Raw genomic sequence first — 15209 nt, 5'->3', positions numbered from 1 at the left:
GCCGCCTAGTAACGCGCGCGCAGGCGAAGACCCATCGTGCGCGGGCGATTGGTTGTGATCCGCTCGTCGTAATAGCCGGTATTGATGAACACCTGGGCGCGCTCGTCGGTCACGTTGGTGGCGAACAGCTCAAGGCGGTACGGGCCCCGCTCAAGCCCGCCGCGCAAGTCGAGCGTGCCGTACGCGTCCTGGCGCTCGGGCACGGCCCCGGCCTGGAAGGCTTCCTCGATCAGCAGGTTCCAGACTTCGTCCGTGTAGGAATAAGCGGCCTGGACATAGGCGTCGGTGGACTCAGTGAGCGCAAATTCATAGCGCGTTGTCGCCGAGAACTTCCAGGCCGGCACGTAGGGCAGCTCCCGGCCTTCCGGCGCCCAGATGAGCGTGGGGTCGACCAGCGATCTGAAGTCCTCGGTCAGCTCTGAACTGTTGTAGTTCGCATTGAAATTTAACGACCAGCCATTGGTGATCTGGGCCTGGATGTCGGCCTCAAAGCCGAGCACCTCAGCGTTGCCAGCGTTGGCGTAGAAGATCACAGGAGCGATGCTGATGTCGTAGATCGAGGTCTGGAAATCCTCCCAGATCATCCGGTAGATCGCGCCATTGAAGATCAGGCGACCATCAAACAGCTGCGCCCTCCAGCCCGCCTCGTAGCTGTCGAGATAGTCCGGATCGTAGACTTCGGGGATGTCAGGATTGGTCTGCCCGATGGCACCGTTCGAGCCGCCAGCCCGGAAGCCCTGAGCGAAGTTGAAATAGGTCAGCAGATTATCGCTGATCCGGTATTGCAGATTGAACTTGAAGCCTTCCCCGCTGCTCTCGCCCGAGGAGGCAGCGCCGCCCGTCTTCGGCTGGTAGAAATAGGTCGACCAGCCGCCAGCGTCGCCGGAGAAGGAGTCCTCAAAGAAGCGCGCGCCAACGGTGAGCGTCAGACGCTCTGTGATGTCGTATCCGACCTCGCCGAAAACCGCGATCTGCTCGCTGCTGCCAGAGCCGTAATAGCTATACCACTCACTCGGAAGCGGTGTGCCGCCATAGTAGGACAGGTAAAAAGCTGCCGGCGCGCCGCCGAACTTGATGCCCGGCATCTCCCATATCCCGAAACCCTCGCTCTCGTTCGACTCAAAATAGGCGCCGACGATCCAGCTCAGCGGACCGTCACCGTTGGAGGTGGCGCGGATTTCGGTCGACCAGCGCTCGTCATAGTTGTCGGTGCTGAACGCCATGCTGGGATCGTTGCAGCCGACATTGCCGTAGTAATAATACTCATCGCAGGCGAACTGCTGGATCCACGGCGCAAACGAGGCGTATTCGACATAGTCTGAATAGTCCGCCGAGGACTGATAATCCTGGCTGAAATAGGACGTCGTCAGAACGATGTCGGCGAAGCGGGTCGACCCCTCCAGCGTGGCGGCGTACTGGCTGAATTCGCGCGAGCCGCTGTCTTCCGCGAAGCGCGCCACCTGGAGATCGCCGCGCCGTCGCGGATCGTGGTCCCAGGCGCCGGTCGTGTCCGCACTCTGGTAGAAGGCTGACAGCGTACCGGTCCAGTTCGGCGTCAGATCGGCGCGCAGCGAAGCCCGCCCGCCTGTAATTTCGGAGGTGTTGTAGTCCTCCTGAACGAACGGGGCGTTGGAGACCACCGCGCCGTTGGTGTAGGTGCGCGTCAGCGGAATGTTGTCAACAAATCCGCCCTGCTCGTCATACCAGCCCACCAGACGGATCGCGACACGATCTTCCACGATCGGGATATTGGCGAAGCCCTCAAGGGTGTAGATCTCGCCGCCATCCGAGATCGCTCCCACCGTGGCGTCGACGCCCGCTTCATATCCGGACGGATCGGGTTTGTTGGTGATGATGCGCACGGTGCCAGACACCGAGCCCGCGCCATAATACGTGCCTTGCGGGCCGTTGAGCACTTCGTAGCGCTCGATATCATAGCCGTGCAGGTCAATGATCGTCCCGCCCACCGTGAGCGGTTGCTCGTCGAGATAGAGCGTCGCCGTCGCAGTATTGGTCCGGTTCGGGTTCGACCCGTCGGCGACCCCGCGGATGAACAGGTTCTGTGTGCCCGGACGCTCGGACACGAAGGACACCGACGGCGCGAAGGCGACGATGTCTTCAAACTGGGAGATGCCGAGATTCTGTATGCGGGTGCTGTCGATCGCCTGGATCGAAAGCGGCACGTCCTGAAGGCTCTCTTCGCGCTTCTGGGCGGTGACGGTGATCACATCCACCGTCCGGCGCGGCTGGTCCGCCGCGGCCTCCTGCGCCACAGCCCCGCCGGCGCCGCCGAACGCGATCAGGCACGTCGTCGTCATAAGCTGCGCGAGGCGCGAGGCGCCCCGCGTTTTCGAGCCGCTGCAGGTGCTGCCGGTCATAAATTTCTCCCCATGGTCTCTTTATTTCGACGGGGTCCGCCCGCCGTATTTTGGCTGAGCCTAAGCAAGCCAGCCGACCTGCGCGACCAGAAAACATTCGCCATTGCATGATTTTGATTCATCCATTGCCGCTTTTCCCTTGAGCCGGGAAGGCGACACGCGCCGCACTCTGGGTCGCGATAGAGTCAGCCACAGGGCTGTAAGCGCGGGATAACCGCTCTTCGGGACGGGTGCGGAAGCAACATGGATTGACAAGGCTCGGGCCGCCCCGAACAGTGAAGTGAACTCAATTATCGTACGAGCGCGCCATGCAACCGAAATTCCCCCCGTTCGCGGCGCTGCGCGCTTTCGAAGCCGTGGTGCGATTGCGCAGCTTCAAGGCGGCGGCGGCGGAGCTCAATGTATCACCTTCGGCCATCAGCCACCAGATCCGCAGCCTGGAGAACGCCCTGTCCTGCAAGCTGATGAAGCGCGACCGTACCGGGGTGGAATTGACCGCGCAGGGCGAACGCTACGCCTTCGCGGTGCTGCGCGGGATGGAGCGGATCGCCGAAGCCACGCAGGAACTGCTTTCCGACGCAGGAGAATGCCTGACGCTGCAGACCTATTCGACGTTTGCGATCCGCTGGCTGCTGCCGCGGCTCGCCCGTTACGAAAGCGCGACCGGGCAGAAGCCGATCCAACTCGTCACCTCGCAGCGCGATGTAGAGTTCGGCGTAGATTCCGTGGACGCCTGCATCATGATCGGGCACCCCCACGATCCGAACGCGGCCTACAGACCGCTGTTTAACTCGCGCGTCTTCCCGGTTGCGAGCCCTGATTACCTTGCGCGCCACGCGCCGATCGAAACGCCGACGGACCTGCGCGGACATCCCCTGCTCCAAGTCTACCCGTCGGCCGACGACTGGCCGGCCTGGCTGAACGCGGCCGGCGTCACAGGGCTGAGCACAGCGGGCGACGGGCGGTTCGACAGTTATGATCTGGCGCTCAACGCGGCGGCGGGCGGCATGGGCATCGCCCTTGCGATCGAACCCTTTGCGCACGGCGAACTGGACAGCGGCAGGCTGGTGGAGCTTTTTCCCGGTCTTCGCGCGCCGCTGCCGGGCAACTGGTATTTCGTCACCCCGGTGACCCGGCGCGCCCTTGAAAAAGTCGCGGCGTTCGAAGCCTGGCTGGTAAGTGAAATCAAGGCCGATCCAGCGCTCGCGCTCCTGCCGGACATCCGGAGCGGCGCCGCGTGACCCTGCGCCTGGAGTCGCGTGATGCGGCTGACCTCGTCGGCGCCCATGGCCGGAATTCAGGGGGCTAGGTGAGAGGTCTTGAAGTACCAGAACGGATTACGCATGGGCGAAGGCTACGAAACCCGGATTCGGCGCTCAAGCGATTTTCCTCTGACACTGCCGCGGAGGTGCAGTCAGACTAACGCGAATAAGTCTCCGACATCACAACGCGCCACCTCATGCAACCAGCAGCTGGCGCCACTCGGCGAGGGCCGCGCGGCGGAGGTTTTTGAAGCAGGGATCGGAGCTTCAAAGGGGTACGTCAGTCCTCCAGCACGCTCCACCCGCCGGCCAGGGCTCTGTAAACGTTGATTTGTGACACGAGGAGCGCCTGGTGGTTCTGCGCGATTTCCGAATTCAGCGCGGTCAGGCGAAGCCCCGCTTCGAGGCTTGGAAACAGGCTGTCGGCGTTCGACCGATAGCGGAGCTGAGCAAGCTCGTAAGCACGCTCGCGATCGGATCGCGCCGCGATCAGCCCATCCAGCTGCCGTGCGGTGTAGATGTAGGCGGCGAGCGCAGTTTCGACCTCGGCCAGGGCGTTCAGGACCGTGGCGTCATAGTCCGCGCCGGCGGCGCCGAAGCGGCTGCGGGCGATCGTGATTTCAGCGCGTTGTGCGCCGGCGTTGAAGATTGGCAACTGAAAACCGACGCCCAGCGCCCCGGTCTGGCTACCTGGGTCGAAGAGATCCTCGATATTCGCGGACGCCAGGCCAGCGGCGCCGGTGAGCGAGAAACTTGGTAGGAGGTCGGCCATTTCAATACCGACCTGTTCGCTTGCGGCGGCCAGGCGGCGCTCGGCGGCGCGGATGTCAGCCCGTCTGCTCAGAAGATCGCTAGGCAGGCCGACGGGAATGCGCGCGACGGCGCTCATCTGCGGCCCGCTGGCAAGCAGGGCCTCCATGACATCGGCCGGGGGCTGACCGGTAAGAACGGCGATGCGCGCCGCGGCCGCACGCTGACCCGACAGCAGTTGATGGCGCCCCGGTGGGCAATATCGCGCCCGGATCGCCCAATCATCCCGGTCTCCATGCCGGGAAAATTCCGCGAAGGCACGGAACCACCACGGGGTTTTGTGCGTCGCCATTTTATCTAATTATATCAAAAGGATGAGTGGCGGTGGACCCAGTCCTGCGCTAAATGGTCTCCGAAATCCGAAGATGGACGGCCGCGCTACCCGTCTTGAGGGTTCGCTCCAGACTGAGAGAGGTGGGCGCAGTCCGGCGCCAAACGGTCTCCGAGCTTCGACTTTACCCAGTCTCCCCGACGCTGCGCGGGGCCACGGCAGACTGAGAGGTGTGACTGTCAGACCAAATCGCGCGTGTCACTTGCGGCCTCGCCGCGCCTACTCAGCGCGCGACGCCTTCACAGCCAGTTCCAGGGAATCGAGACCTTCATCGAGCGTCTCGAAACCGATCGTGAGCGGCGACAGGAAGCGGATGACATTGCCGCGCACACCGCAGGAAAGGAGCAGCAGTCCGCGCTGGCGCGCCTCGGCGACGATACGCGCGGTGCGAGCCGGGTCAGGGCGATTGGCATCGCCGTCCTCGACAAGCTCGATCGCTGTCATGGCCCCGAGCGTGCGGATATCGCCAATGCTGGGATCAGACTGCCGGATTGCCTCGCAGCGGCGCACAATGCGCTGCCCGATCTCGATGGCGCGTTCGCACAGACCTTCTTCGGCAATCACATCAAGCACAGCGAGACCAGCGGCACAGCCCAGCGGCGAGCCGCCATAGGTCCCGCCCAATCCGCCCGGTGCCGGCGCGTCCATGATCTCGGCCTTGCCTATGACACCGGAAATCGGGAAGCCACCGGCCATCGCCTTGGCTATCGTCATCAGATCCGGTTCGATCGCCGCATAATCGGTCGCAAACATGCGGCCGGTACGGGCAAAGCCGGTCTGGATCTCATCGACAATGAGCAGGATGCCGTGCTGGTCGCAGATCGCTCGCAGGGCCTGCATGAAGGCTGGCGACGCGGCATAGAAACCGCCCTCACCCTGGACAGGCTCGATGATGATGGCGGCGACGCGGGCCGGGTCGACATCGGCCTTGAATAATTGCTGCAGGGCCTTGAGCGAATCCGCCTCTTCAATACCGATATAGGGCGCCGGGAAGGGTGCGTGGAAGACCTCTCCGGGAAATGGTCCGAAACCGAGCTTGTAGGGCGCAACCTTGCCGGTCAGCGCCATGCCCATCATCGTGCGGCCGTGGAAACCGCCCGCGAAGGCGATGATGGCCGGCCGGCCGGTGGCGGCGCGGGCGATCTTGACCGCATTCTCGACTGCCTCGGCACCGGTGCTCAGGAAAATCGTCTTCTTCGGGCTCGGTCCCGGCGCCAGCTCATTGAGCCGTTCGGCGAGCCGGACATAGCTTTCATAGGGCGTGACCTGGAAGCAGACATGCGAGAAATTATCGAGCTGGGCGGCGACCGCGGCCTTCACCCTGGGGTGGTTATGGCCCGTATTGGTCACGGCGATGCCGGCAGCGAAATCGATATAGCGATGGCCTTCGACGTCCCAGATTTCCGCGTTGAGGGCGCGGGTGGCGAAGACCGGATGCATGACGCCGACGCCGCGCGGCGTGGCCGCCAGACGTTCAGACCAGAGCGTTGAATTTGTCATTGTCCCATATCCCCCGGCACTCAGGCCGAGAGCCCTCCCATCAACATGTATTTGATCTCGAGATAGTCCTCGAGGCCGTGGCGCGATCCTTCGCGGCCAAAGCCCGATTGCTTGACGCCGCCAAACGGCGCCGCGGCCGATGACAGAATGCCTTCATTGATACCGACCATGCCGTATTCCAGCGCCTCGCCAACGCGCCATGCGCGGCCGATATCGCGGGTGAAGAGATAGGCCGCGAGGCCGTAAATCGTGTCATTGGCCATGGCGATCACCTCGGCTTCGGTGTCGAAACCGATCAGCGGCGCCACCGGCCCGAAGATCTCTTCCTGCGCGATGTCCATCTCCTGCCGCACGCCCTCGATCACTGTGGGCTGGTAGAAGAGCTCGCCGGCAACATGCTTGGCTCCGCCGGTGAGCACTTTGGCTCCATCGGCGCGCGCGGCGGCGACCAGGCGCTCGGTCTTGGCGAGACCGGCCTCATTGATCAGCGGCCCGACCTCGCATCCCGTCATCTCGCCATCGCCGACTTTCAGCGCGGCGACGCGCGCGGCCAGGCGCCTGGCAAACTCCGGCATGATGCCCGCCTGCACAAACATGCGATTGGCACAGACGCAGGTCTGGCCGGCATTGCGGAATTTCGACGCCACGGCGCCGTCGATAGCGGCATCGAGATCGGCATCGTCGAAGACGATGAACGGCGCATTGCCACCGAGCTCCATCGACGCCTTCTTCACGGTCGCGGCAGATTGCTCGAGCAGTTTGCGGCCGACGGCGGTCGAGCCGGTGAAGGTGATCTTGCGCACATCCGGATGGGCGGTGAGCTCGCCGCCGATCTCCGCGGCGCGGGTGCCGGTGACGATGTTGAACACGCCGGCAGGCACGCCCGCCTCCTCGCCCAGCTTCGCCGCGATGAGCGCGGAGAGCGGGGTCTCGGCAGCCGGCTTGGCGACCATGGTGCAGCCGGCGGCGAGCGCCGCAGCGGCCTTGCGCATCAGCATCGCATTGGGAAAATTCCACGGCGTGATCGCCGCACAGACGCCGACCGCCTGCTTGATCACCAGGATACGGTTACTGGCCGAGGAGGACGGCACGACCTCGCCATAGACGCGCTTTGCCTCCTCGGCGAACCATTCCAGATAGGAAGCGCCATAGAGAATTTCGCCGCGCGCTTCGCTGAGCGGCTTGCCATTCTCACGGGTCAGGATGAGGGCGAGTTCGTCGGCGCGCTCCACCATCAGGTCGCGCCAGCGCCGCAGGATTGTACTGCGTTGCCCGGCGGGCAGGGCCGCCCAGCCCGGCTGGGCGGCCTTGGCGGCGGCGATGGCGGCGCGCGTCTCGGCGACACCGCAATCGGCGACCGAAGCAATCACTGCGCCGGTCGACGGATTGGTGACGTCGAAGCGGCGCTCATCAGCCGCATCACACCAGCGGCCGTCGATATACGCCTGGGTCGGACATGCCGCGTTTGCAACCAGCATGGCATTTCCTCTCGTGACAATTGAGGCCAGTTTAGAGCTTCACTTCAATGGGCATAGGGCCAGTTTAGCCTGTCTGATCGAACCAGATCAGACCTCGGCCACAACCCGCCTCTGGTCGAGCATCCGGGCGGGAAAGACCATCACCAGCCCGCTCAGCGCGAGGCCGATCAGCGCCAGATTGATCAGGCCGGGAAAGCCGCCATCGCTGGCCAGGGCCCAGCCGGCCACTATCGGGCCGGAGGCGAGGCCCAGCTTGGAGATAAAACCGCCAAAGGCCGAGGCCTGCCCGGCCTTGTCGAACTCGGCCGTCATGCCGAGCAGGTAGGCGATGACAAAGCCCCAGGTGATGCCGGTGCCGCAATTGGCGACCATATAGGCGATGGGATCGCCGCTATAATGGAAGATCGCCGTGCCAACCAGGGTCAACACCATGGCGGCGACCAGCAGACGCAAACGTCCAAAGCGCAGACCGCAGACCATCACCAGGAAGGGTCCGGCGAGGGCGACCCAGGTCGCCAGCCCCAGCGCGAGCGAGACATAGCCTCGGTCCAGCCCGTAATCGAGACCCAGACGGATGATATAGGCGAGCAGGCCCATATTCGCCGCCTGGAAGAGGAAGATCGCCAGCAGGGTCAGCAAGAGCGGCGTCCACTGGATCTTGCCATCGACTGCCGCATCCTTGATCCGCGGCGGGTAGGCCGAGAGAAAGGGCAGCATGACAAGGGTCGCGGCGCTGAACAGGGCCAGACCAATGAAGAGGGCCTGGGTGCCATAGAGCGGCGCCAGGGGCGGGAGCACCATCACGGCCAGGCCGCCGAGGCCAAACTGCACGAAGAGCAGCATGCCGAATGTGCGGTCAGGATTGGCCGTGCGGGCAATCACGGCAAAGCCGGTGCCGGTGAGCACACCGCCAAAGACGCCATGGATCAGGCGCACAGGGAACATGAGCTCATAGCTGGCGATGGTGATCGAGCCGAGATCGATGGCGATCAGCACCACCAGGCAGACGAGGGCGATCGGCTTCCACGGCAGGCGTTTGACCAGAAAGACCGAGAGCAGCGCGCCAGCGGCGGCGCCATAGATATTGACCGAGCCGATCTGGCCGGCCTGCGCCTCGGTGAAGCCGATACCGCTGACCAGACCGTCGACGATCGCGGCCATGATATTGACGTAGAACAGGCCTGCCGTGGCGAGAAAGGCCAGCAGCACGGCGGCGATCAGGCCGTTGGGCGGCGCCTTGGGCAGACCGCGCGACGGCGTGACGGTGTTGATGGCTTCACTCATGGCACGGCCTCGCAGAAAGGTTGGATGGCATAGGATTGGGCGGCAGCGCGGCGCCAGGCGAATTCGCGCCCGTCGCTGACGTAGAAATAGACCTGCCCATTGGGCATCAGGGCGAGAGAGAGCCCGCCATAGCCGGACATGGACGGGATCCAGACGTCGTGGCCGCAGCCGAGATATGGCCCCGCATTATAGGCCCAGAAGCCGGCCCGGTAGCGCAGGCTGTCATCGATGGCCGGCAGGCCGCGATCGGCCGGGTCTTGCTGCAGGGCAGAGGCGAGCAGGTCGGGATCGAGCCAGGCCTCGCCCTCGATCACCCCTCCCGCCTGCACAAAGAGCGCGATACGGGCCAGATCATCGGCCTGCAGTGTCAGGCCCCAACCGGTGAAGGGCTGGGCCTCGGCATCGCGCGTACGACGGGTCTGCATCACCAGCTGTGAGAGGTTCAAGGCGCGCCAGATCGGCACGAGAAGGTCGTCATAGAGATCGGCATCGGCGTGGCCGCTCTGCTGGCGCAGATAGGCCTGCATCGCCGTGCCCAGCAGGTAGGTATCGGTGGTGTGATAGACCCAGCGCGTGCCTGGCACCGCTTGGCGGGGGTGCAGCGAGCAGGCCCGCTCGATCTTGTCGGCATGGGTCTCGACCAGCATGAAGTCCCACAGCTGCGGCGCGCTCTCATCGGCGTCATAGACATCCGAGGTATAGTTGCCGGTGGCCATGTCGAGCGCCTGCTCGAAGGTCACGTCCCCCCAGCGCGCGGCTGTGCACTGCGGCACATAGTCCGCGATCCGGGCCTGACGTGCCCCGGGATAGAGCCGCTCAAGCCGCATCAACCCGATCCCGCCGACGATGGATTTGGCCAGAGAATAGGAGGGAAGCGGCATGACCTCACAAAAGGGATCAGGGCCCTGCCGCGTATCGCAGGCACCGGCATAAAGGCGGCCATTGGCGACGAAGCCATAGGCCGTCATGTTTTCGGGCGAAACTTCCAGCGTCGAGCCGATCTCGGTGATATCGACCTGCGGATAGTCCTGAGCCAGATCGTTCATCCCGGCTCGCGGCAAGCGGGCGGCGCGCTCGGCACGCCAGGCCTCACGCACCGGCTCGCCGGCGAGACCGTCGCCCGCGGCGAATCCGAGCGGCAAGCGCGCGACGAGATCAAACTTCAGATAGGCGCACGTCTCGGCCCCCATCTGCAGCACGGCTTGCGAGACTGCGCCGTCCTCGCGATAGAGGAAACTCATCAAACCGTTATGGATGCAGTTGGCGTTGCGCTCCTGCAACGCTACCGGCAGGGCCGCGCGCAACCAGCCGTCACCATCGCCACCGTCCCAGATGCGGCCCGGCTGGAAAATCCATTCCCATTCCGGATGATCCGCCTTCTGTGGGCCGCGCTGCACGGGAATGAGGTCTGTGCCATCGCTGACCAGATCGACCGCGAAAGCAGGCAATTCATCCAGGCGGTCGGCGCGCGAAATGGCGTCGAATTCGTCGTGCAAGATCGAGAAACGGTCGGCGCGCCGGTCGGTGGCGAGGGTGAGCCGGCCATTGAGGCCCACTGGCGGGGCCGGTGCGGCGACCGGAGGTGCGAAGGCGGCCGTCGCCCAGGCAGACGCCAGGGGGCCCGCCGCCAGCAGAACGTTGGCAGGCAATTCCTGCGGCAGCGCCGTCACCGGCACCTGGCCCGAAACCCGGACATTGTCGGCCCAGCACGTATCATTGGCGGCATTTCCGGCAGCGCGCAGACGGACCAGCATGGCGCGCTCGGCATCGGAGGCCGGGATGTCACCGGCGATGGGTGTCAAGCTCACGGCATCATCCTGTCCATCCACAACGCGGCCCATCTCGATCCAGTTCTGGCCGTCAAAACTCACCTCGAGACGGCAGGAATCATTGCCCTCCAGATCGCCGGCCGCAAAATTGACCGCGATCCGGATGTCCTGTCCGGCCGGGATTGCAACGGCTGTCGCAACCCAGGCATCGCGCTGCAGCCTGAGTGAAAAGTTTCCGGCATATTCGCTGATCCGGACATCGCCGCGTCCCTGAACGGCGCGCCAGCCCGCCGCATCGCCATCCTGGAAATCATCAGCGAAGAGAGGCTGCGCCACGGCAGGCCCGGCCAGGGCCGCCAGCACGCCCAAAGCGAGGATTGCAGCCCGCATCATGGCACCACCCCGAGCATCGCAGCCAGCGGCGCCAGCTCGCGCTCATAGCGCCGCCAGCGGCCGACCGCGCCGGCATAGAGCGGCTGGCGAACCTGCGCCGCGCTCGCGGTCGCGGTCGGACTGGCATTGGCGTGGAAGTCGAGGCAGGCAGGATCCCAATCGACGCCGACATGATCCAGCAGGCGGCGCGTCTGCCCCTCCTGGTCGGCGACGATGTCCTCATAACGCACATCCAGAACCCGCCCGGGCAGGACAGTCCGCCAGTGCTGCATCAGACGATCCTTGGCCAGCATGTATCGGGCGAGATCGGCGAAATCGTAGGAGAAGGGATAGCCCATCCGGAACAGCGCCTTGTACATGCCCAGCGCATTGTCCATCGGATCGCGGACCAGATGGATGACGCGCGCATTGGGCAGGGCGGCTGCGATGAGGCCGATATAGAGGAAATTCGACGGTGTCTTGTCGATGAAGAAACGGTGGTGCTGGCGGCGTCCGGTGACACGCGCGAGATAGGCCGCGCCGAGCGCGCGCATATCCAGCGTGGCGGACCGGGATACAAGGTCCTGCTTGCTGTCGCCGCGGGCCAGTCCTGTCAGCGCCAGCGGCCAGTCATTCAATTCGCCGAGGCTCTCGATTTGCGGGTGGGCGCTGAGAATGCGATCGACCAGGGTCGTTCCGCTCCGCGGCAGGCCCAGCACGAAGACAGGACCGTCGCGGTCATCGCATGGACGCTCTGCTGCGAAAAACGCGCCATCGAATACCTCGGCGATACGCGCCATCGTCGCGAGATCACCCTCGACGCGATAGGCCATCATTGCCCGCCGCGCCGCGGCGCCACGCGCCAGTGCCTCAAAGCTCTGCGCATGGTGACCAAGGTTTTCCAGCTCCAGGGCGAGCGCGTAATTGAGCTGAACCTCGCCCATCGCGCTGCGTTTTGGCGCCGCCAGCATGCGCCGGATCTCGGCGACATGATTGCTTGTCTCCGTCTGCTTGCGCAGCGTCGCGCGGTTATAATAGGCGTCGTAATCATGCGGTGCGTGCGCGATCAGGCGATCAAATTCCTGCTCGGATTCTTCGAGCTTTCCGGTCGCGATGAGGCTTGAGGCGAAATTATAGCGGAGAGCGGGGTTACCGGGATCGCGCTCCACCGCTCCGCGGGCGCATCGTTCAGCGGCCTCGAAGGCGCCGCACTGCGTATAGGCCTCGCTGAGCCGGCTCATCCAGGCGGCATCGCCCGCTGCGTCACCCTCCATTGCCGCCAGCTGGGCCAGGGCCTCGCGGACCGCGCCGAGATGGACCAGGGCCTCGACATCGAGCAAGCTTACAAGCGGAGAGGCCGGGGCCAGCTGGAGGGCGCGCGCAAGGCGCCCCCGCATCGCGGCATGATCGCCGCTCATCTGCTCCAGCCGGGCCGCGGCAATCCAGCCATCGACACAGCCTGGCTCGTCACGCAGCAGCGCCTTGACCAAAGTCCGGGCCGGTCCGAGCTGTCGGGCGCGCAGGGCCTGATCGATCTCGGCCAGTCGTGTCTTGGGGGCGATATTTGCGATCAGACTGTCCATGGCAAGGGCGAAAGGGTGGCCGACTCGGACGGCCACCCTGTCATCCTATCCGATCAGAAATTATAGCGCAGCGTCGCGCCAATGGTTCTGGGCAGGGAAATCATCTGCTTGTTGCCATTGCCGTAATAACCCTCACCCGGGGCGGTGCCCATATAGGCTTCGGTGAATACGCCAGTGACGCCTTCCTCATTGGTGATGTTCTTGACCCAGAAGGACAGGTCGAGCGCATCACGCGAGAAGGTGGTGGTCAGATTCCAGATCGCAAACCCGTCCAGCGGGACATTGAAGGTTGGCGAGGTGGTGACGGCATTGGTGGTTTCAGACTGGTAGTAACCATCCAGCCGGGTGAAGGAAGACCAGTTATTCACCTGCGTCGTATAATCGAGCGACCAGTTGAGCTGGTGCTCCGGCGTACCCGGCAGCATGGCACCGTCGAGCGCGATGGGGGTCGCCGGTGCCGGGCGATCGGGCGCGTAGAAATCCGCCCCGAGCTCGGCATTGATATAGGCATAGCCCAGCGAGTAGTGCCAATCATCGCCGATGAAGCCGTCGATCGAAGCCTCCAGGCCCATCGAGCTGGCTTCGCTGCCATTCTGCACCGCGAAGAACCCCCAATTGGTGGAGGCCGTATTGAATTGCGGGTCGGCCCAGTCGACATAGAAGACGCTGACATCATAGCGGAAATCGCCGCGATCACCCTTGAAGCCGATCTCGTAATTGACCACGGAGTCGGAGGTGTAGAGCTGCCAGCGTGGATCCTCGGCATAGAAGCCCGTCAACGGAACCGCATTCGAGCCGCCACGGCGATAGCCTTCGGAAATCGTGCCATAGAGCATGTCCTCGTCGGAGAAGCGCCAGGCCATGTTGAACTTGAACAGGACATCGTCTTCGGCCGAGGAGAATTGGGCATTCACGTCCGGATAGAGACCCGTCCACAGCGGCAGCGCCATGAAGGTGTCATTGTCTGACTCGTTGTCGAAATAGCGGGCACCGAAGGTCAGATCGAGATCGTCGCTGGCATGCCAGGTCAGCTCGCCAAACAGGGCCGTCTCGGTGAAATTCTCGGTCCGGCGATAGGCCCAGTCCTGGTCACCGGAAACAGCGCCGGCCGCGAAAGGCAGGAGGGCATCCCACCACGCCTTGAAGCCGCGCAGATAGCTGCCTTGCGTCGACTCGATTTGTTGCTGGCGATAGAAGGCACCCACGACGTAGTCGAAATTGCCGCCATCATCTGTGACCAGGCGGACTTCCTGGACCACAGCTTCATCGGCATAGGTGCGGACGGCAGAGGCCATCGGGCGCGGGTAATTATAGTAGAATCCGAGCCAGCCGGCTTGGGCGTAGAAGCCGGTATTCTCGCTCGTGCTGTCGCCGTTGTGATCATAGTGCGAGGTCGATGACGTCAGGGTCGCGAAACCGAGATCCATCTCCAATTCAAGCGAGGTCATATTGATATCGCGCGAAGACGGTTCCAGCTGGATCGAGCCGTTCTCGTAATCGCCATAGGCATTGCCATAGCCGTCTACACCGACGGTCTGCTGCCGGCGTCCGCCGACCTCATCGGATTGGCGCGCATGCACGAGACGCAGCGAGAAGGTATCCGTCGGCTCCCACAGGAAGGTCGCGCGGCCCATCCAGGTCTCAACCGTGTCAGCATCGACCACCGAGTGGTAGGAGGCAGCCGGATCGAGAATGCCATTCGGCGCAACCGGCGCGCCATTGGCGTCGAGGTCGTAGACGTTCACATAATCTGTGATGCCCGGATAATCGCCGAAACTGCCGACCAGACGCAGCGCAGCGTGCTCGCCCAGCGGCAGGTTGAGAACACCGTCGAGACCGTAGCCCCAGTCCTCGGAACCCTCGACATTCGAGGTCGAGCCACTGATATAACCGTTCACTTCGCCGAAATCGGGGTCGCGGGTGATATAGCGGACGGTGCCGCCCAGCGAGCCGGAGCCGTAGAGCGTGCCTTGCGGGCCGCGCAGGACTTCAACGCGGTCCAGATCGCGCAGCGTGAAGCCGGCAAAGACCGGCGTGTCATTGATATAGGTCGACACAGAGGCGACCGACGAGACCGCGTAATCACCCAGGCCGTTGCCATCGACAGCCAGGCCACGGATGCGGGCGGCGTTCAGCGTGCCTGAATTGCGGGCGCCGCGATCAACCACAGCAACGCCGGGGATGGAGCGCAGGAGTTCGGCCTCATCCAGAATATTGCCGCGCTCGATGTCAGCGCCGCCTACAGCGGAAATATTGTAGGGAACGTCGGAGACGCTCTCATCGCGCCGCGTCGCTGTCACAGTGATGACCTCGCGGCGGCTGTCGGCTTGATCATCCTGGGCATAGGCCGGAATGCAGGCGCCCGACGCCAGGGCTGTCGTCCCCAACAGCACGGCCATAACTGTCGACCGGCTTGTGGACTTCTGTGCATATTTTCTCATA

9 protein-coding genes are annotated in these 15209 nt (G+C 63.9%); 1 reads left to right on the top strand and 8 read right to left on the bottom strand.

Annotation, left to right across the window (positions count from 1 at the left end; genetic code table 11):
- Positions 1 to 5 precede the first annotated feature (5 nt).
- Positions 6 to 2378 (bottom strand): TonB-dependent receptor, encoded by a 2373-nt coding sequence (locus AAA969_RS01170; RefSeq protein ID WP_338242706.1) that lies wholly within the window; start codon positions 2376 to 2378, stop codon positions 6 to 8.
- Positions 2379 to 2686: 308 nt separating this feature from the next.
- On the opposite strand from AAA969_RS01170, the gene AAA969_RS01165 reads away from it, so the two are divergent.
- Entirely contained in the window at positions 2687 to 3619 is a 933-nt protein-coding gene (locus tag AAA969_RS01165; protein ID WP_338242704.1) for a LysR substrate-binding domain-containing protein, read from the top strand.
- Between the two features lie 301 nt (positions 3620 to 3920).
- On the opposite strand, the gene AAA969_RS01160 is transcribed toward AAA969_RS01165, so the two are convergent.
- From AAA969_RS01160 to AAA969_RS01130, 7 genes are all read right to left on the bottom strand, one after another.
- On the bottom strand, positions 3921 to 4742 hold the full coding sequence (locus tag AAA969_RS01160; protein WP_338242701.1) for a TolC family protein: 822 nt from the start codon (positions 4740 to 4742) through the stop codon (positions 3921 to 3923).
- 258 nt (positions 4743 to 5000) lie between these two features.
- Positions 5001 to 6281, bottom strand: coding sequence for a 4-aminobutyrate--2-oxoglutarate transaminase (gabT, locus tag AAA969_RS01155; RefSeq protein ID WP_338242700.1), 1281 nt, complete (start codon positions 6279 to 6281; stop codon positions 5001 to 5003).
- A gap of 20 nt (positions 6282 to 6301) precedes the next feature.
- Positions 6302 to 7759: an NAD-dependent succinate-semialdehyde dehydrogenase gene (locus AAA969_RS01150; RefSeq protein ID WP_338242698.1), complete on the bottom strand. Its 1458-nt coding sequence runs from the start codon at positions 7757 to 7759 to the stop codon at positions 6302 to 6304.
- An 87-nt stretch (positions 7760 to 7846) separates the two neighbouring features.
- Positions 7847 to 9043: an MFS transporter gene (locus AAA969_RS01145; RefSeq protein ID WP_338242696.1), complete on the bottom strand. Its 1197-nt coding sequence runs from the start codon at positions 9041 to 9043 to the stop codon at positions 7847 to 7849.
- Positions 9040 to 11205 carry a serine hydrolase gene (locus AAA969_RS01140; protein WP_338242694.1) on the bottom strand — a complete coding sequence of 722 codons (2166 nt, stop codon included), beginning with the start codon at positions 11203 to 11205 and terminating at the stop codon, positions 9040 to 9042. The genes AAA969_RS01145 and AAA969_RS01140 overlap by 4 nt, the downstream gene beginning before the upstream one ends.
- Entirely contained in the window at positions 11202 to 12803 is a 1602-nt protein-coding gene (locus AAA969_RS01135) for a tetratricopeptide repeat-containing sulfotransferase family protein (protein WP_338242692.1), read from the bottom strand. The genes AAA969_RS01140 and AAA969_RS01135 overlap by 4 nt, the downstream gene beginning before the upstream one ends.
- A 17-nt stretch (positions 12804 to 12820) precedes the next feature.
- Positions 12821 to 15166, bottom strand: a complete 2346-nt coding sequence (locus AAA969_RS01130; protein WP_338242689.1) for a TonB-dependent receptor — start codon at positions 15164 to 15166, stop codon at positions 12821 to 12823.
- Positions 15167 to 15209 lie beyond the last annotated feature (43 nt).

It is taken from the genome of Maricaulis maris (assembly GCF_036322705.1).
Taxonomy (GTDB): domain Bacteria; phylum Pseudomonadota; class Alphaproteobacteria; order Caulobacterales; family Maricaulaceae; genus Maricaulis; species Maricaulis maris_B.
The sequence above is the reverse complement of the archived record's forward strand: the minus strand, read 5'-3'. Positions and strand labels throughout refer to the sequence as shown.